Source organism: Streptomyces sp. NBC_01426 (genome assembly GCF_036231985.1).
Classification (GTDB): Bacteria; Actinomycetota; Actinomycetes; order Streptomycetales; family Streptomycetaceae; genus Streptomyces.
In genome coordinates, this window is sequence record NZ_CP109500.1 from 5,640,161 (window position 1) to 5,658,188 (window position 18,028).

An 18,028-nucleotide genomic window follows, 5' to 3' on the forward strand; every position below is an offset into this window, starting at 1 on the left:
GGAGTCCCGATGCCCGAGGCCTACATAGTCGACGCCGTACGCACCCCCGTGGGGCGACGCAAGGGAGGCCTGGCCGGGGTGCACCCCGCCGACCTCGGCGCCCACGTCCTGCGGGCCCTGATGGAACGCTCCGGGGTGGACCCCGCCGCCGTCGAGGACGTGGTCTTCGGCTGCCTCGACACCGTCGGACCGCAGGCCGGCGACATCGCACGGACCGCCTGGCTCGCCGCCGGCCTCCCCGAGGAGGTCCCGGGGGTGACGGTGGACCGCCAGTGCGGCTCCTCCCAGCAGGCCGTCCACTTCGCCGCGCAGGGCGTGCTGTCCGGCACCCAGGACCTGGTCGTCGCCGGCGGCACCCAGAACATGTCGATGATCCCGATCGCCTTCGCCTCGCGGCAGGCCGCCGAGCCGCTGGGCCTCACCGACGGCCCGTACGCCGGATCGCAGGGCTGGCGCGCCCGGTACGGCGACGCGCCCGTCAACCAGTTCCACGGCGCACAGCTGATCGCCGAGAAGTGGGGGATCTCGCGCCTCGACATGGAGGAGTTCGCGCTGCGCTCCCACCGGCGGGCCCTGCGCGCCATCGACGAGGGACGCTTCGAACGGGAGATCGTGCCGTACGGGGACGTCCGCACGGACGAGGGCCCGCGCCGGGACACCACCCTGGAGAAGATGGCCGGCCTGAAGCCCGTCGTCGAGGGCGGCACCATCACGGCGGCCGTCTCCTCCCAGGTCTCCGACGGCGCCGCGGCCCTGCTGATCGCCTCCGAGCGGGCGATCGCCGAACACGGCCTGCGCCCCCGGGCCCGCGTCCACCACCTGTCCGTACGGGGCGAGGACCCGATCCGGATGCTGTCCGCCCCGATCCCGGCGACGGCGTACGCCCTGAAGAAGACGGGGCTGTCGCTCGACGAGATCGACCTCGTGGAGATCAACGAGGCCTTCGCCCCCGTCGTGCTGGCCTGGCTGAAGGAGACCGGCGCGGACCCGGCGCGGGTCAACGTCAACGGTGGGGCCATCGCGCTCGGCCACCCCCTGGGGGCGACCGGCGTCAAGCTCATGACCACCCTGCTGCACGAGCTGGAGCGCACCGGGGGCCGCTACGGCCTCCAGACCATGTGCGAGGGCGGCGGACAGGCCAATGTGACGATCATCGAGCGGCTCTGAGGCCCCGGGAGACCCGACCCGCTTCGGGGCGCCCGGGCGCCCCGAAGCCAGGTCACAGACCTGCGGGGGCGCGGGTGCGCCGGCGTGTGCTAGCTTAGAGCTCGTTGCAGTTGTGGTACCCATGAACTTTATGTGCGCCTGACGGGAATGCTCCGACAGGCGCTTTAATTGTTTTTACCGGGATCTCCGGATGGGGCCCTTGCCGCCTATTCAGGAGATTCAAATGGCACTTGGCACCGTGAAGTGGTTCAACTCGGAAAAGGGCTTCGGCTTCATCGAGCAGGACGGTGGCGGCCCGGACGTCTTCGCCCACTACTCGAACATCGCCACCCAGGGCTTCCGTGAGCTCCAGGAGGGCCAGCGCGTGTCCTTCGACGTCACCCAGGGCCAGAAGGGCCCCCAGGCGGAGAACATCCTCCCCGCCAACTGACGTCATCAGCATGCCGGGGTCCGCACCGTGAAGGTGCGGGCCCCGGCTTGTCTGCTGTTTCGACTGTTTGTTTTACCTGCCGGTTTCAGGAGGGCTTTCTCGCATGACCAGCTCCAGCTCCGCACGACCCAGCCGCCGCCCCACCCGGGGTCGAGGTGCGGCTCAGGGACGTCCGAAGGCTGGCGCGGGACGGCAGAAGTCCGCCCCCGTGGCCAGGCCCCAAGAATTCACCATGCCCGAACCGCTGACCCCGGCCCTGCCGCCGGTCGCCGCGTTCGAGGACATGGGCATGCCCGAGGCGCTGCTGAAGACCCTCGCCGCCCAGGGCGTCACCGACCCGTTCCCGATCCAGGCCGCCACGCTGCCGAACTCGCTCGCCGGCCGTGACCTGCTCGGCCGCGGCCGTACCGGCTCCGGCAAGACCCTCGCCTTCGGCCTGGCACTGCTGGCCCGCACCGCCGGTCGCCGCGCGCAGCCGAAGCAGCCGCTCGCGCTGGTCCTCGTACCGACCCGCGAACTCGCGCAGCAGGTCACCGACGCCCTGGCCCCGTACGCCACGGCCGTCAACCTGCGCATCGCGACCGTCGTCGGCGGCATGTCGATCAACCGGCAGTCCGGTGCGCTGCGCCGTGGCTCCGAGGTGCTCGTCGCCACCCCCGGCCGGCTGAAGGACCTCATCGACCGCGGTGACGCCGACCTCTCGGAGGTCTCCATCACGGTCCTCGACGAGGCCGACCAGATGACCGACATGGGCTTCATGCCGCAGGTCACCGCGCTGCTCAAGCAGGTCGAGGCCGACGGCCAGACCATGCTGTTCTCCGCGACGCTCGACAAGAACATCGACAAGCTCGTCAAGATGTTCCTGCACGACCCGGTCGCCTTCTCCGTCGACCCGTCCGCCGGCGCGGTCAGCACGATGGAGCACCACGTCCTGTACGTCATGGACGAGACCGACAAGAAGGCCGTGGCCACGCGCATAGCCGCACGCGACGGCCGGGTGATCATGTTCGTCGACACCAAGCGCGGGGTCGACCGCATGGTCAAGAAGCTCCTCGCGGACGGCGTCCGCGCCTCCGGTCTGCACGGCGGCCGCTCGCAGCCGCAGCGCAACCGGACCCTCGACTGGTTCAAGACGGGCGAGGTCACCGCGCTGGTCGCCACCAACGTGGCCGCCCGCGGCATCCACATCGACGACCTCGACCTCGTCGTCAACGTAGACCCGCCCACCGACCACAAGGACTACCTGCACCGCGGCGGCCGCACCGCCCGCGCCGGCGAGTCCGGCAGCGTCGTCACCCTGGTGCTGCCCGACCAGAAGCGCGACATGACCCGGCTGATGTCGGACGCCGGGATCTCCCCGCGCACCGCGCAGATCAAGTCCTCCGACGCGGAGCTGTCCCGACTGACCGGCGCCAAGGAGCCCTCGGGCGTCCCCGTGGTGCTGGACGTGCCGCAGCCCACCCCGCCGAAGCCGCGCAGCGCCGGCCGCTCCGGCGGCGGCTCCACCGGGGGCGGCGCGCGTCGTCGCTCCGGCGGCGGCCAGGGCGCGGCCGCGGCCTCGACCACCGCGGGCGGCGGCGACCGTTCGCGTCGGGCCCGTTCCGGCGGCGGCCAGGGCGGCGCCGGCCAGTCCGGCGCACGCGGCCAGGGCGCCCCGGCGGGCTCCCGCGGTCAGGGCGGCGGCCAGGGCGCGGCCCGTACCGGCGGCGCTCCCGCCGCGCGGCGTCGTTCCGGCGGCGGCCGTCCGGCGGCCGGGCGCGCGGGTTCCTGACCCTTCGCCCCACGAACACACCGGTACGCCGGGCGGCGCGGAACACGCGCCGCCCGGCGTACCGTCGTTCCGGGCCCGGGCGCCCCTTCGGCGACAGGGCCTACCGGACCATCCTGGCCTGGAGCTTCGCCAGCGTCCGCAGGTCCAGGCCGAGGCCGTCCGTGAGGTAGCCGTAGAAGCCGCCGTAGTCCGCCTCCATGCGGGCGGTCGCGGCGGCGAGGTAGTCCGGCCGGACCTCCTGGAGCGGGATCAGCAGGTCCGGGTTCTGCATCCGGCCCGACTGCTTGAGGCCGGCCCGCACCTGGGCGTCGTACGCCGCGCGGAAGGTGTTCGAGGCGAGGTAGTCGCGCTCGGCGGTGTCCTCGGGAACGGCGAGGGCGCGCAGCAGGACGTAACTCATCCAGCCCGTGCGGTCCTTGCCCGAGGTGCAGTGGTACAGCAGCGGGCCCTGCCCGCCGTCGGCGATCTCCCGCAGGGTGGTCGCGAACTGCGCCCGGTTCTCGGGGCTCGTCACGAACGTGCGGTAGATGTCGCGCATGTAGGCCTCCGCGCGACCGCCGCCGAGCATCTGCTCCTGCGTGGCGGGGTCCCCGCTGGCGATCGCGCCGACCAGGGTCGCGTACAGGCCCAGGTCGCTGACGGGGCGGGCGGTGGAGACGAGTCCGGCGGGCAGCTTGTCGGCGCCGTCGTACTGGACCTCCATCGGGATGCGGAAGTCGACGACCTTGCGCAGGCCGAGGCCGGAGACGGTGATGAGGTCGGCCGGGGTCAACCTGCCGAGCGCGTCGGAGCGGTAGACCAGTCCCTGACGGACCTGCCCACCGGTCCAGGTGCGGTACCCGCCCAGGTCACGGACGTTGACCGCGCCCTGGAGGGGGATCTGACGGATCGTTTCCGCCGACGGGCGGTACCGCTCGGCGGAAGCGGCGGTACCGGTGACCGCGGCGGTACCGGTCGCCGCGCCGGGCGACGGTGCGGCGTACGCGGCGGCGGGCAGGGTCCCGGCGGCGAGGGCGGCGGCGAGTACCGCGGTCGCCAGGCGGATTCGGGCACGGCTCATCTGGGGCGACTCCTGTAACGGAGAAGGGGGATCACCCTGGTGGTGGCAGGGTGCCGAGCGAGTGCGGGGGGCCCGGGTCGTGCAGTCGGTCCAGCACGGTGTGGGCCTCGGCCATGACCCGGGCGACGAGTTCCGCACACGACGGAAGATCCTCGATCACGCCCGCGACCTGGCCCGATGCCATGACGCCGAGGTCCGTACGGCCCTCGACCATGGACGCCTTGAGGAGCATGGGGGTGTTCGCGGCGAGCAGGACCTGGCTCCAGGACAGCTCCTTGCCGTGTTTCATCGCCAGGCCGTCGCGCACCATCTGCGGCCAGGACAGCCCCGACAGCTTCCGGAAGCCGGCCGCGTGCCGCACCGCCTTGGCGAGGGCCCGCGCGCGGCCCGCCCGCTCCAGGGAGGTGACCAGCTCGCTGCGGAGCATCCGGTGCGGCAGCCCGTCGACGGCGGTGGTGACGGTGACGTCCCTGACCGTGGCCTTCAGGTACTCGGCCTTGACGGCGTCCGGGACGGTGGAGTCCGAGGTGAGCAGGAAGCGGGTGCCCATGGCGATGCCCGCCGCCCCGTACGACAGCGCGGCGACCAGGCCGCGACCGTCGTGGAAACCGCCCGCGGCGATCACCGGGATGTCCACCGCGTCCACCACCTGCGGCAGCAGCACCGTCGTGGCCACGTCCCCGGTGTGCCCGCCGCCCTCGCCGCCCTGCACGATCACCGCGTCGGCGCCCCAGGCGGCGACCTTCTCGGCGTGCCGCCGGGCCCCGATCGAGGGGACGACGACCACGCCCGCGTCCTTGAGCCGGGCGATCAGCTCCTTCGACGGGGCGAGGGCGAACGAGGCGACCCGGACCCCCTCGTCGACGATCAGCCGGACCCGCTCGACGGCGTCCCCGGCGTCCGCGCGCAGATTGACCCCGAACGGGGCGTCCGTACGGGACTTCACCTCGTGGATCGCCGCACGCAACTGCTCCGTCGTCATCGTCGCCGAGGCCAGGATCCCCAGCGCCCCCGCGTTCGCCGCCGCCGACACCAGTCGGGGGCCGGCCACCCAGCCCATGCCCGTCTGCACGATCGGGTGGCGGACCCCGACCAGCCTGGTGAATGCCGTTTCCATGCCCTCAGACCCGCACTTCCCGGTCGCGCAGCCCCTTGGGGTCGACGACCTCGCGGATCAGCCGCAGTTCCTCCGGCGTCGGCTCCCGGGTGTACGGGACCTCGCCGGCGATCGCGAGCTCGAAACCGGTGGCCTCCCGGACCTGCTCGACGCTCACGCCCGGATGCACCGACACCAGGCGCATGGCGTGGTCCGGGCCGGCGAAGTCGAAGACCCCGAGATCGCTCACCACGCGCGGCAAGCGGTGGAAGCGGGTCGCCCCGGCCGCCTCCGCGCGGTCGTAGCCGACGCCGCAGACCATGTCGACCCGCTCCACGAACACCCGGCGGGAATGCTTCGGGATCCAGTAACTCACCGGATTGTTGAGGGTGTTGACGGGCGCCCCGCGCACCCCGAGGAGCTGGCGGGTCGGCCGCTCCCAGTCCCCCACGCAAGAGATGTTCTGGTTGCCGTACCGGTCGATCTGGCTCGCGCCCATCATCACGTGCCGCCGGCCGCCGGTGACCATCGTGAGGTGACGGCGGTACGGCAGCCAGCCCTCGGGCGTCCCGTCGAGCCCGACCAGCGTGGCCTCACCGTCGGTCAACAGCAGGTCGGGGGAGAAGGTCCGCTTCGCGAGACGGGCCCCGAAGGACGGGATCAGACCCATCGGGGAGGCGAGCACCTCGCCGTCGCCCCGCCACGCCTCGGCGCAGGCGATCACGCAGTACTCGGCGCGACTGACGCCCGCGGTGGCCTCTGACGCTGTGCTCACTGCTGCTCCTCGTGCCAGGTCCGCACGGCGGACTGGTAGTCGTGCTCGCTCGCGCCGGAGAGGAACCGGGCGGCGAACTCGGGCCAGGGGGTGCTCGCGTACAGCTTCTGGAAGGGCTCGTCGCGGTCGTGGTCGGGCACGCAGGAGGTGAAGTGCGCGCCGTTCGGGGTCTCCACCACCCCGGTGACGGAATGCCGGCTGACCAGCAGGGACTGTGGCGGACCGGCCTTGGACAGCTCGGCGGTCTCGACGAGCCGCTCGCAGGAGACGTACGCGGCGTCCGCGGCCTCGCAGAACAGGTCGTCGAAGTACGGGTCGGGGCCCAGGTACTGGGCGTTGCCGAGGCGGTCGGCGCGGTTGAGGTGGACGAGCGCGGCGTCCATGCGCAGCGCGGGGACGGCGACGAACTCCTCGCCGTCCTCGTACGGGGAGGTCACGGTCCGCAGGTTCGGGTTGACCCGCATGACGTCGGAGCCGAGACCGGCGCGGACGGGCAGGAAGGGCAGCCGGTTGGCGGCGGCGTGCAGCCCCCACATGAACATGGCCTCGTCGAGCTCGGTGAGGGCGAAGGCGCCGCGCTCGCGGGCCGCCCGGTAGTGCGGCTCCAGCGGGATCGAGTCGAGGGTGACGAAGGGCGTGACGAGCCGGCGGATCCGACCCGCGGCGGCCAGCAGGCCGACGTCGGGGCCGCCGTACGAGACCACGGTGAGATCGGTGATCTCGGATCGGAGCAGTGCCCGTACCAGGGCCATGGGCTTGCGCCGCGACCCCCAGCCGCCGATGCCGACGGTCATCCCGCTGCGCAGCCGCCCGACCACCTCCTCGGGGGACATCACCTTGTCCGACGCCGCTGTGCCGCTCATGCCTCGTCCGCCTTTCCGAAGGTGTCGCGGACCCGGTCGGCGACACCGCTGAGATTGGCCTCGAAGGTGAAGCCCTGCTCGAAGCGGTAGCTGCGCCGCACGTCCACGGGGTCGATGCCGTTGATGGCGGCCTTGGCCAGCCGGATCAGCAGGCCGTCCTTGCGGGCGATCTCGGCGGCGAGTTCCAGCGCCGCCGCCCGCAGCCCGGCGGGCGGGACCACCTTCCACACCGAACCGTGCGCGTGCAGTTCGGCGGCGCCGACCGTCCGCGAGGTGTAGTACAGGGTGCGCATCAGGTGTTGGGGGACGAGGCGGGCCAGGTGCGTGGCCGCGCCGAGCGCGCCCCGGTCCAGTTCCGGCAGCCCGAAGACGGCGTCGTCGGAGGCGACGATCGCGTCGGCGTTGCCGACCAGGCCGATCCCGCCGCCCAGGCAGAAGCCGTTCACGGCGGCCACGACGGGGACCTCGCACTCGTACACGGCGGCGAAGGCCTCGTAGCAGCCCCGGTTGGCGCCGATCAGGGCGTCGTGACCGGTGTCGCGCTGCATCTCCTTGATGTCCACGCCGGCGTTGAAGCCCCGGCCCTCGGCGGCGAGGACGACGCACCGGACGTCGGGGTCGCGGCCGGCGGCGCGCAGGGCGTCGGCCAGCTCGTACCAGCCGTGTACGGGCAGAGCGTTGACGGGCGGGAAGTCGACTGTGACGAGTGCGATGCCCTTGTCGGGGCCGGAGGTGGAGACACCCATGAGCGGATCAGCTACCTTTCCACCAAACATTTGTTAGGTGAGGAAGGTAGCAGCCGATGGAGCTCAACGGGAGGGTCGTCGTCGTCACCGGCGGAACCCGGGGCGTCGGCGCCGGCATCGCGCGGTCGTTCCTCGCGGCCGGCGCGGAGGTGCTCGTCTGCGCCCGCCGACCACCGGACGAACCGGTGGCCGCGGCGGGCCGGACGGCCGCCTTCACGGCGCTCGACCTGCGCGATCCGGCCGCCGTGACGGAGTTCTTCGCGGCGGCCGCGCACCGGTACGGGCGGCTCGACTGCCTGGTGAACAACGCGGGCGGCACCCCGTACCGGCTGCTGGGGGAGGGCGACGCCGAACGGCACGCGCGGGTCGTCGAACTGAACCTGGTGGCCCCCATGACCGCCTCACTGGCGGCGTACCCGTGGCTGCGGGACTCGCACGGCTCGGTCGTGATGATCGGAAGCGTCAGCGGCACCCGCCCCTCGCCCGGCACGGCCGCCTACGGCGCCGCCAAGGCGGGACTGGAGAACCTGGCCCGATCGATGGCCGTGGAGTGGGCGCCCGAGGTACGGGTCAACTCGCTGCTCCTCGGCATGGTGCGCACCGAACTGTCCCACCTGCACTACGGGGACGAGGCCGGGATCGCCGCGGTCGGCGCGACCGTGCCGCTGGGACGACTGGCCGACCCGACGGACGTGGGCGAGGCGGCGGTGTTCCTCGCCGGAGACCGGGCCGGATACGTGAGCGGCGCGAGCCTGCTCGTGCACGGGGGCGGCGAACGCCCGGCCTTCCTGGACGCGGCGACTGTCAACAAGGAGAACTGAGATGGGACTTGCCGAAGGACGTGTGGTCATCGTGACGGGCGCGGGTCGGGGGCTGGGCCGCGCCCACGCGCTGGCCTTCGCGGCGGAAGGGGCGAAGGTGGTCGTCAACGACCTGGGGGTCGGGCTCGACGGGCTGCCCGGCCCGGACGGTCCGGCGGCCCGGGTCGTCGAGGAGATCCGCGCGCTGGGCGGGGAGGCGCTGGCGCACGGCGGGGACATCGCCACCTCGCGGGGCGCGGCCTCGCTCGTCGCGGACGCCGTCGCCACCTTCGGGCGGCTGGACACCCTGGTCAACAACGCCGGTTTCCTGCGGGACCGGATGCTGGTCAACCTGGACGAGGACGACTGGGACGCGGTGATGCGCGTGCACCTGAAGGGGCACTTCCTGCCCCTCAAGCACGCCGCCGCGCACTGGCGGGCGCAGGCGAAGGCGGGCCGGCCCGTCGCGGCGCGGGTGGTCAACACCTCCTCGGGCGCGGGACTGCTCGGATCGGTGGGGCAGGGCAACTACAGCGCGGCCAAGGCCGGGATCCTCGGCCTGACGCTGGTCGCGGCGGAGGAGATGGGCCGGTACGGAGTCCAGGTCAACGCCATCGCCCCGGCGGCCCGCACCCGGATGACGGAGGAGACCTTCGCCCGGACCATGGCGGCGCCGGCGGCCGGGGAGTTCGACGCGATGGCCCCGGAGAACGTGTCGCCGCTGGTGGTGTGGCTGGGCTCGGACGCCTCGGCCGGGGTGAACGGCCGGGTCTTCGAGGCGGAGGGCGGCCGGATCACGGTCATGGAGGGCTGGCGGCCGGGCCCGACGGCGGAGCGCGGCGAACGCTGGACCCCGGCGGAGGCGGGGGAGGCGGCGACGAAGCTCCTGTCGGCAGCGGAGGCACCACAGCCGGTGTACGGGGCGCGGTAGTCCGGGGCGACGCCCCGCCCCCCTCCCTGGACTTCCCTCGAAGGGAGGGGAGTCGAGGGAATCAGGCCACCTCCGCGCGCAGGCCTGGTTACGCTCGGCCACGGACTGGACCCGACCGAACGCCGCACGGCGCGAGCATGGGGGTGACCGCCCGTGGTCAACATCCGCAACCTCGACCCCAGCGCATCGCCGCTGGACTACTACGGCTCCGAACTGCGCCGCCTGAGGGAGGAGGCCGGGCTCAAACAGGGGCAGCTCGGCGACATCATCTTCTGCGCGGGCTCCCTGGTCGGACAGATCGAGACGGCGAGGAAGGTACCCACCCGCGCGTTCTCGGACCGGGTGGACGCGGCGCTGGTGACGGGCGGGGTGTTCTCCCGGCTGGTGGGGCTGGTGCTGAGGAGCCAGTTGCCAAGCTGGTTCCAGGCGTACGCGGAGATGGAGGCCAAGGCGGCGTACATCTCCTCCTTCCAGGCGCAGTTGGTGTACGGGCTGTTGCAGACGGAGGAGTATGCGCGAGCCCTGCTCGGTGTGGACCGCCCGGGCCAAGTCGACGAGCTGTTGGCGGCCCGAATGGAACGGCAGCAAATCCTGAAGCGGGACAACCCGCCCGCCCTGTGGGTGGTGCTCGCCGAGGCGGTGTTGCACCAAGAGGTCGGCGGGCGACCGGTCATGCGGGACCAACTTGCACACCTGTTGACCTTCCTCGACCATCCCTGGGTGAAGATCCAGGTGCTGCCCTTCTCGATCGGGCAGCACACGGGAATGATGGGCCCCTTCAACCTCCTGCGCTTCGACAGCGACCCTGACCTGTTCTACGAAGAGGGCTATGCGGACGGGTACATGACCGCCAACCCTTCAGTGATCAGGGAGCGTTCGGTCGGATACGCTCGATTGCAGGCCGCAGCCCTCTCGCCCGAAGGCTCGACCCAGCTGATCGCCCGCGTAATGGAGGAGCGCTATGGGGACAAGCCCGAACCTGACGGACGCGGTGTGGCGTAAGTCGTCGTACAGCGGAACCACCGGCGGCGACTGCGTCGAGTGCACCCCCCTCGGCGCCTCCGCCTGGCGTAAGTCCAGCTACAGCGGCTCCGGCGGCGGCGACTGCGTCGAGGTCGCCTCCCAGCCCTGCCTGGTCGCCGTGCGGGACTCCAAGGACCCCGACGGCCCCGTCTTCACCGTCGGCCGCGCCGCCTTCGCCGCCTTCGTCGGGGCCCTGTAGGCGTCGGGGGGCGTCCGCGCACAGAGAAAGAAGCTCCGGGCCCGGCCCCCTGGCGAGGGGTCGGATCCGGAGCTTCTCTCGTGCGATGGAGTATGACTACCCGCTACATCCACCCGCTGAACCGCAGTCGGCCCATCATGTTGTCCGCAACCTGTTGCGAGACCGCCGGCGCGGTTCAGGTGTCGCACTCCAGGACCGTGCGGCACAGCCCGCAGCGGGCCCGGACGGGCCCGCCGACCGGCAGCCGCAGCCACTGCCGGCAGACCGGGCACGGGAAGCTCACCCGTTGCCCGTCCGCGTGCCGCTCGAAGCGGTACGGGGCCCCCGGCGCGGCGGATCCGGTCCGGCGGTCGCGCGCGTAACGCAGGCGTTCCGGCCAGGAGGCGGCCGCCAGCGGGGCGCGGCGGCGGTCCCGGGCCGCGAGGGCGCGACCGCGCGCGTACGCCTCGTACGCCCGGGGGCCGGTGAACCGGGTGGAGAGGTCCTCGCCGATCAGCTCGCCGCGCTTGGCGAGGACGTAACCGAACTCCTCCGGGGTGAGGTAGCCGAGCTTCTGGTGCGTCAACTCGTCCTCGCGGTAGGCGTCGAGGAGCAGCCAGCCCGCGCCCAGGTAGGCGGCGGTGGTGTCGGTGAGGATCTCGTTCTCCTCGGTGGTGGGAAACCGCAGGTCCAGGCGGTGCAGCAGGACGTGGGCGACCTCGTGGGCGAGCGCCGCCGCGAGGTCCCGGCGGTGGGTCAGGAAGCGTTCGTTGACCTCGACGAAGTACTCGGGACCCGGGCCGAGTTCCACCGTGGCCGCCTCCGTCATCGCCCGGTAGCCGATCACCAGCCGGGCGTCCGGCAGCCGCAGTCCGCGCACCACGGCGCGGGCCACGCGCTGCGCCCCGAGGTGGGGGTCGTCCTCGGGCGTGAACTCCGCGTCGGCGGCGGGCAGGCCCGCGTCGTAGGCGCGGATCCCGTCGTACGACAGGCGGCGGAAGAGGGCGGTCAGCGCGCGGTGAACCGTGTCCAAGTGCGGAAATCCGTGCTCGACCGGGCTGCCGCGCCCGTGGTTCTGCGTCATGCGGGCCCCCACGCCGAAAGTTGTCCGAAAACGCGTTCTTGATGTCGGTCACACGCGAGATGTGTCATGGACTCGTCATTCACCCGATGACGCGCACGGCCCAACCCCCCACGAAAGGCAGTGTGTCGACTGTGTCCACCCTTGCCACGACCCTCAAGCGCGCCCTCGCCGTCGGCGCCGTCGCCCTGGCCGCCGTCAGTCTCCAGCCGGGCTCCGCCACCGCCTCCCAGGCGCCCGTCGTCGGCGGAACCCGCGCCGCCCAAGGCGAGTTCCCGTTCATGGTCCGCCTCTCCATGGGCTGCGGTGGCGCCCTGTACACCCAGCAGATCGTCCTCACCGCCGCCCACTGCGTGAACGGCTCCGGCAACAACACCTCCATCACCGCCACCGCCGGCGTCGTCGACCTCAACAGCTCCAGTGCCGTCAAGGTCAAGTCCACCAAGGTGCTCCAGGCCCCCGGCTACAACGGCAAGGGCAAGGACTGGGCCCTCATCAAACTCGCCAAGCCCATCAACCTGCCCACCCTCAAGATCGCCGAGACCAAGACCTACGACAACGGCACCTTCACCGTCGCCGGCTGGGGAGCCACCCGCGAAGGCGGCGGCCAGCAGCGCTACCTCATGAAGGCCACCGTCCCCTTCGTCTCCGACGCCTCCTGTCAGAACGCCTACGGCAGCGACCTCGTCCCCGGCGAGGAGATCTGCGCCGGCCTGCCCCAGGGCGGCGTCGACACCTGTCAGGGCGACTCCGGCGGCCCCATGTTCCGCCGCGACGCCGCCAACGCCTGGATCCAGGTCGGCATCGTCAGCTGGGGCGAGGGCTGCGCCCGCCCGAACTACCCCGGCGTCTACTCCGAGGTCTCCACCTTCGCCACCGCCATCAAGAACGCCGCGGCGACCCTCTGACCCACCCTCGTCCTTCCGGCCGAACCGCACGGCGGGGAAACGGCCGGAAGGACGAGGCGCCCCACCCCACGCGCACGTAACGTCGAACGCACCATCGCGGGACCGGCACACCGCCGTGCCGGTCCCGCGGCACCCTCCCGACGGCCCGCCGAGCGGTTGCGGGACGCCACGCGCACCGGTCCCATGGAACGAATCCCTCCGGGACGACACCATCGGCAGCGGGCGACAGTGGGGCAGGCAACGCATGACGATCAGAGTGGTCATCGCGGACGACCAGGAGATGGTCAGGACCGGCTTCCGCATGATCCTCGAAAGCCAACCGGACATCGAGGTCGTCGCGGACGTCGTCGACGGCGAGGCGGCCCTCACGGCCGTCGCCGCCCACCGACCCGACGTGCTGCTCCTCGACATCCGCATGCCCCGGCTCGACGGCCTCGAAGTCACCCGACGCCTCGCCGGCCAGGACAGCCCGCGCATCGTCATCGTCACCACCTTCGACCTCGACGAATACGTCCACGCGGCGCTCCGCGGCGGAGCGTCCGGCTTCCTCCTGAAGGACGCGAGCCCGGCCATGCTGGTTGAAGCGGTCCGCGCCGCCGCCGTCGGCGACTCCCTCGTCTCACCCGCCATCACCGTGCGACTGCTCCGCGAAATGGCCCACGCCCCCGCCGCCCGAGCCGCCCGCCGCCCCTCGGAACCCCTCACCGAACGCGAGGTGGACGTCGTGCGCTGCCTCGCCCGCGGCCTGACCAACGCCGAGATCGCCGGCGAACTCTTCGTCTCACTGTCCACCGTCAAGACCCACCTGGCCAACGTCCAGACCAAACTCGACGCCCGCAACCGCGTCGAGATCGCCGCATGGGCCTGGGAAAGCGGCCTCGCCGCCGGCGCGACGTGAGCCCCGGCCGCCGGCGCGACGTGAGCCCCGGCCGCCGGCGCGGTGCGCGCCCCGGCCCCAGACGCGGTGTGTCCCCGGCCTTCCGTACCGACCCCGACCGGCCGCGACCGTCGCGATGAGCCCCCTCGCCTCCTGGACCCGCCGCCACCCCCGCGCCGCCCGGCTGCTCCGCGTCACCCTCTCGCTGCTCCTCCTCGGCCTCGTCACCTTCGAAGGCATCGTCCTGGCCCGTCAGCCCAGCGCCCCGCACGCCACCGTGTGGGTGTCCGGGATCCTCGTCTGCCTCAGCGCCGCGCCCTGGCCCCGCATCCCCCTGCTCACCCGCGCCTGGTTCGCCGCCGCCATCACCTGGACCGCCACCCTCCTGCTGATCTTCGGCAACCACCCCCTCGTCGTGTGGGGCGCCGGCGAGGCCATCGCCCTGCTCGTCCTGCTCTCCCAGGTCCTGCTCCGCGCCCCCGCCCGCACCGCCGCCATCCTCGGTCCCCTTCTCGGCCTCGGCTGCATGGCCGTCCCCGTGCGCGACACCGACCCCGGCCGGTTCACCCTGCTCTTCTCCGTCCTCGCCGTCGTCGTCGGCGCGTACTCCCTGCTCCTGCGCCTCCAGTCCGTCCAACGCGTCCGCGAACTGCGCGCCGTCCGCACCGCCGAACGCCTGGAGCTCGCCCGCGAACTCCACGACCTCGTCGCCCACCACGTCACCGGCATCGTCGTCGAGGCCCGCGCCGCCCGCTTCACCGGAGCCGGCGCCGACCGCGCCGCCGAGATCCTCGGCCGCATCGAGACCGCCGGCGACGAGGCCCTCGGCTCCATGCGCCGCCTCGTCAAGATCCTCCGCGAGGACGAGACCGGCGGCGGCGACACCTCCGCCGGAACCACCCCCGTCGCCGGCCTCGCGGACCTGCGCGCACTCACCGAACGCTTCGCCGTCACCGGCCCGCCCGTCACCCTCAGCATCGAGGAAGGCCTGGAGACCCGGCTCCCCGCCGACGTGGCCGCCACCGCGCACCGCATCGTCCTCGAAGCCCTCACCAACATCGGCAAACACGCGGCGACGGCCACCACCGTCCACATCGCCCTGCGCACCGTCCCCGCCGGCCTCGAAGTACGCGTCGAGGACGACGGCGGCCACCCCGCCCGCCTCTCCGAGAACGCCCGCGGCGGCGGCTACGGCCTCGCCGGAATGGCCGAACGCGCCGAGGCCCTCGGCGGCTCCCTCACCGCCGGCCCCGCCCCCGAAGGCGGCTGGCTCGTCACCGCCACCCTGCCCCTCCAGGCCCTCTAGCCCCTTTCGGGCCGTCCCGTGCCCGCCGGACCCCGCCCCGACCCCGCCGACCGTCTCACCGGTCGAGGTGCCGAGGAACCCGTCGCGTCCGCCACGTATTCTCGGGAACCATGAACCACAGCGACACCGACGAGGCCCACGAGAACGTCACCGCCGAGCTGTCCCGCCTGCGCGACAGCATCGACAACATCGACGCGGCCGTGGTCCACATGCTCGCCGAGCGCTTCAAGTGCACCCAGCAGGTCGGCCACCTCAAGGCCCGCCACCAGCTGCCCCCCGCCGACCCCGGCCGCGAGGCCAGCCAGATCGCCCGCCTGCGCCAGCTCGCCGAGAACGCCAAACTCGATCCGGCCTTCGCGGAGAAACTCCTCAACTTCATCATCGCCGAGGTCATCCGCCACCACGAGACGATCGCCGCCGGCGAGGAGTAGGCCCCTGGGGCCCGCCCGACCCATCAGGCAGCATGGGCCCCATGTCCGCATTGACGCGCAACGAAGCGCAGCTCCGAGCCCGGCTCCTCGACGTCCACCACTACGACGTCACCCTCGACCTCACCACCGGTGACGAGACCTTCACCTCCACCACCGTCATCCGGTTCACGGCCCGCGCCTCGGGTGACACCTTCGTCGAGCTGAAACCGGACGAACTGCGCTCCGTCGAGCTCGACGGCCACCCCGTCGACCCCGCCGGCCTCACCGGCAACCGCCTCCCGCTCACCGGGCTCACCCAAGGCCCCCACGAGCTGCGCGTCCATGCCCGCATGAACTACTCCCGCACCGGCGAGGGCCTGCACCGCTTCACCGACCCCGCGGACGGCGAGACGTACGTCTACTCCCAGATGTTCCTGGACGACGTCCAGCGGGTCTTCCCCGCCTTCGACCAGCCCGACCTGAAGGCCGTCTTCGCCTTCACCGTCACCGCCCCCGCCCACTGGACCGTCCTCGCCAACGGCATCACCACCCGCGGAGCCGACCGGCCCGAGGACGGCGCCGGCACCTGGACCTCCGCGCCCACGCCCGCGATCCCCACCTACCTCGCCGCGATCGCCGGCGGACCCTGGCACACCGTGCGCACCGACCACGCCGGCCTGCCCTTCGCCCTCCACTGCCGGCAGTCCCTCGCACCCCACCTCGACGCCGACGCCGACGAGATCCTCTCCGTCACCACCGCCTGCTTCGACCGCTACCACGAGAAGTTCGCCGAGCCCTACCCGTTCGACTCCTACGACCAGGCGTTCGTCCCCGAGTTCAACGCCGGCGCCATGGAGAACCCCGGCCTGGTCACCTTCCGCGACGAGTTCATCTTCCGCTCGGCCGTCACCGACACCGAACGCCAGGGCCGCGCCATGGTCATCGCCCACGAGATGGCCCACATGTGGTTCGGCGACCTCGTCACCCTGCGCTGGTTCGACGACATCTGGCTCAACGAGTCCTTCGCCGAGTACATGGGCTACCAGACCCTCGTCGAGGCCACCGGCTTCACCGACACCTGGACCGAGTTCGGCATGGAGCGCAAGCCCTGGGGCTACGAGGCCGACCAGCGCCCCTCCACCCACCCCGTCGCCCCCGCCCCCGAGGACGTCCCCGACACCGCCTCCGCCCTCCTCAACTTCGACGGCATCTCCTACGCCAAGGGCGCCTCGGCCCTGCGCCAACTCGTCGCCTGGCTCGGCGAGAAGGACTTCCTCGCCGGCATCAACACCCACTTCGCGCGCCACAAGTTCGCCAACGCCTCCCTCGCCGACTTCGTGGACTCCCTCGCCGCCCACACCGAACGCGACGTCCACACCTGGGCCGACACCTGGCTGCGCACCACCGGCGTCGACACCCTCACCCCCCGCGTCGAGGCCGGCGACACCGGCTGGACCCTGACCGTCGACCACCACGGCAGCCGCCCCCACCACATCGCCGTCGGCCTCTACGACCGCGACCCCACCGGCGGCCTGGAACTGCGCGAACACCTCGACCTGGACGTCCCCAGCGCCGACGTCGTCTCCGCGAGCGGCCCGCGACCCGACCTGATCCTCCTCAACGACCAGGACCTCGGCTACGTCAAGATCCGCTTCGACGCCGTCTCCGAGGAAACCGCCCTGCGCGGCCTGTCCCGCATCCCCGGCCCGCTCACCCGCGCCGTCGTCTGGAACTCCCTGCGCGACATGGTCCGCGACGGCGAACTGGAACCCGAGTCCTACCTGGAGACCGCGCACGCCCACCTCCCCGAAGAGAACGACCTCGCGATCGTCCAGGGCGTCCTCGGCTTCGCCCGCAACCGCGTCGCCGCCCACTACGTCGCCCCCGGCCGTCGCACCGCCGCCCTCACCACCCTCACCACCGTCGCCCGCGCCCTGATGCGCCGCACCGAGGACGGCTCCGACCCCGGCCTGCGCCTCGCCGCCGTCCGCGTCCACATCGACAGCGCCACCCAGCCCGACACCCTCGCCGGCTGGCTCGCCGACGGCACCGTCCCCGGCGGCCCCGAACTCGACCCCGAACTGCGCTGGCGCATCCTCGCCCGACTCGCCGTCCTCGGCGCCGTCACCGACACCGACATCGACAACGCCCTCGCCGACGACCCCAGCGCCACCGGGGAAGAGGGCGCCGCCCGCTGCCGTGCCGCGCTCCCCACCCCCGAGGCCAAGGCCGCCGCCTGGCAGCGCATGTTCCACGACGACTCCCTGTCCAATTACCTCTTCAAAGCCACCGCCTCCGGCTTCTGGCAGCCCGAACAGGCCGAACTCGTCCAGGACTACGTCCCGCGCTACTACCCCGAGGCCGTCGCCCTCGGCTCCCGCCGCGGCCCCGCCATCGGCCAGGCCGTCGGACGGTGGGCCTTCCCCTCGCACGCCGTCGACGAGGCCAACCTCCGCGCCGGCCGCGCCTGCCTGGAGGACACCGACATCATCCCGCTGCTGCGCCGCCAACTCGTCGACCAGCTCGACGACCTCGCCCGCGCCCTGCGCGTCCGCGGCAACGGCTGACCGCCGGCCCGCACACGGGAACGCCCCCCGGGCCGGTCC

At 72.5% G+C, this 18,028-nt stretch carries 18 protein-coding genes; 12 read left to right on the plus strand and 6 right to left on the minus strand.

Annotation, left to right across the window (positions count from 1 at the left end; genetic code table 11):
- Positions 1-9 precede the first annotated feature (9 nt).
- From OG906_RS25050 to OG906_RS25060, 3 genes are all read left to right on the plus strand, one after another.
- Positions 10-1,167, plus strand: coding sequence for an acetyl-CoA C-acetyltransferase (locus OG906_RS25050; protein WP_329445929.1), 1,158 nt, complete (start codon positions 10-12; stop codon positions 1,165-1,167).
- 223 nt (positions 1,168-1,390) lie between these two features.
- A complete protein-coding gene (locus OG906_RS25055; RefSeq protein WP_030707191.1) occupies positions 1,391-1,597 on the plus strand; it encodes a cold-shock protein in 207 nt (68 codons plus the stop codon).
- Between the two features lie 103 nt (positions 1,598-1,700).
- Positions 1,701-3,368, plus strand: a complete 1,668-nt coding sequence (locus OG906_RS25060; RefSeq protein ID WP_329445933.1) for a DEAD/DEAH box helicase — start codon at positions 1,701-1,703, stop codon at positions 3,366-3,368.
- A gap of 100 nt (positions 3,369-3,468) precedes the next feature.
- Here the strand turns inward: OG906_RS25060 and OG906_RS25065 are convergent, their stop codons facing one another.
- From OG906_RS25065 to OG906_RS25085, 5 genes are read right to left on the minus strand one after another with little or no spacing between them, the layout of a single operon-like run.
- Positions 3,469-4,428, minus strand: coding sequence for a tyrosine-protein phosphatase (locus OG906_RS25065; RefSeq protein ID WP_329445935.1), 960 nt, complete (start codon positions 4,426-4,428; stop codon positions 3,469-3,471).
- A gap of 31 nt (positions 4,429-4,459) precedes the next feature.
- Positions 4,460-5,545: an NAD(P)H-dependent flavin oxidoreductase gene (locus tag OG906_RS25070; RefSeq protein WP_329445937.1), complete on the minus strand. Its 1,086-nt coding sequence runs from the start codon at positions 5,543-5,545 to the stop codon at positions 4,460-4,462.
- Positions 5,546-5,549: 4 nt separating this feature from the next.
- Entirely contained in the window at positions 5,550-6,299 is a 750-nt protein-coding gene (locus OG906_RS25075; RefSeq protein ID WP_329445939.1) for a CoA-transferase subunit beta, read from the minus strand.
- Positions 6,296-7,162, minus strand: coding sequence for a CoA transferase subunit A (locus OG906_RS25080; protein WP_329445942.1), 867 nt, complete (start codon positions 7,160-7,162; stop codon positions 6,296-6,298). The genes OG906_RS25075 and OG906_RS25080 overlap by 4 nt, the downstream gene beginning before the upstream one ends.
- A complete protein-coding gene (locus OG906_RS25085) occupies positions 7,159-7,908 on the minus strand; it encodes an enoyl-CoA hydratase family protein (RefSeq protein ID WP_329445944.1) in 750 nt (249 codons plus the stop codon). The genes OG906_RS25080 and OG906_RS25085 overlap by 4 nt, the downstream gene beginning before the upstream one ends.
- Before the next feature lie 56 nt (positions 7,909-7,964).
- On the opposite strand from OG906_RS25085, the gene OG906_RS25090 reads away from it, so the two are divergent.
- The 4 genes from OG906_RS25090 (at position 7,965) to OG906_RS25105 (ending at position 10,861) form a co-directional block, all read left to right on the plus strand.
- A complete protein-coding gene (locus OG906_RS25090; protein ID WP_329445945.1) occupies positions 7,965-8,729 on the plus strand; it encodes an SDR family oxidoreductase in 765 nt (254 codons plus the stop codon).
- 1 nt (position 8,730) lies between these two features.
- Entirely contained in the window at positions 8,731-9,639 is a 909-nt protein-coding gene (locus tag OG906_RS25095) for an SDR family oxidoreductase (RefSeq protein WP_329445946.1), read from the plus strand.
- Positions 9,640-9,792: 153 nt separating this feature from the next.
- A complete protein-coding gene (locus tag OG906_RS25100) occupies positions 9,793-10,641 on the plus strand; it encodes a helix-turn-helix domain-containing protein (protein WP_329445948.1) in 849 nt (282 codons plus the stop codon).
- Positions 10,601-10,861, plus strand: coding sequence for a DUF397 domain-containing protein (locus OG906_RS25105; protein ID WP_329445950.1), 261 nt, complete (start codon positions 10,601-10,603; stop codon positions 10,859-10,861). Before OG906_RS25100 ends, OG906_RS25105 begins: the two co-directional genes overlap by 41 nt.
- A gap of 175 nt (positions 10,862-11,036) precedes the next feature.
- Here the strand turns inward: OG906_RS25105 and OG906_RS25110 are convergent, their stop codons facing one another.
- Positions 11,037-11,924 (minus strand): hypothetical protein, encoded by an 888-nt coding sequence (locus OG906_RS25110; protein ID WP_329445952.1) that lies wholly within the window; start codon positions 11,922-11,924, stop codon positions 11,037-11,039.
- A gap of 86 nt (positions 11,925-12,010) precedes the next feature.
- Here OG906_RS25110 and OG906_RS25115 point away from each other — a divergent pair, with 86 nt between their 5' ends.
- The 5 genes from OG906_RS25115 (at position 12,011) to pepN (ending at position 17,989) form a co-directional block, all read left to right on the plus strand.
- On the plus strand, positions 12,011-12,829 hold the full coding sequence (locus tag OG906_RS25115) for a serine protease (protein WP_371591352.1): 819 nt from the start codon (positions 12,011-12,013) through the stop codon (positions 12,827-12,829).
- Positions 12,830-13,073: 244 nt separating this feature from the next.
- On the plus strand, positions 13,074-13,727 hold the full coding sequence (locus OG906_RS25120) for a response regulator transcription factor (RefSeq protein WP_329445955.1): 654 nt from the start codon (positions 13,074-13,076) through the stop codon (positions 13,725-13,727).
- Positions 13,728-13,842: 115 nt separating this feature from the next.
- A complete protein-coding gene (locus tag OG906_RS25125; RefSeq protein ID WP_329445957.1) occupies positions 13,843-15,012 on the plus strand; it encodes a sensor histidine kinase in 1,170 nt (389 codons plus the stop codon).
- Positions 15,013-15,122: 110 nt separating this feature from the next.
- Positions 15,123-15,443 (plus strand): chorismate mutase, encoded by a 321-nt coding sequence (locus OG906_RS25130; protein WP_266946961.1) that lies wholly within the window; start codon positions 15,123-15,125, stop codon positions 15,441-15,443.
- A 41-nt stretch (positions 15,444-15,484) separates the two neighbouring features.
- Positions 15,485-17,989 (plus strand): aminopeptidase N, encoded by a 2,505-nt coding sequence (gene pepN, locus OG906_RS25135; RefSeq protein ID WP_329445959.1) that lies wholly within the window; start codon positions 15,485-15,487, stop codon positions 17,987-17,989.
- The last annotated feature ends 39 nt before the right edge of the window (positions 17,990-18,028 follow it).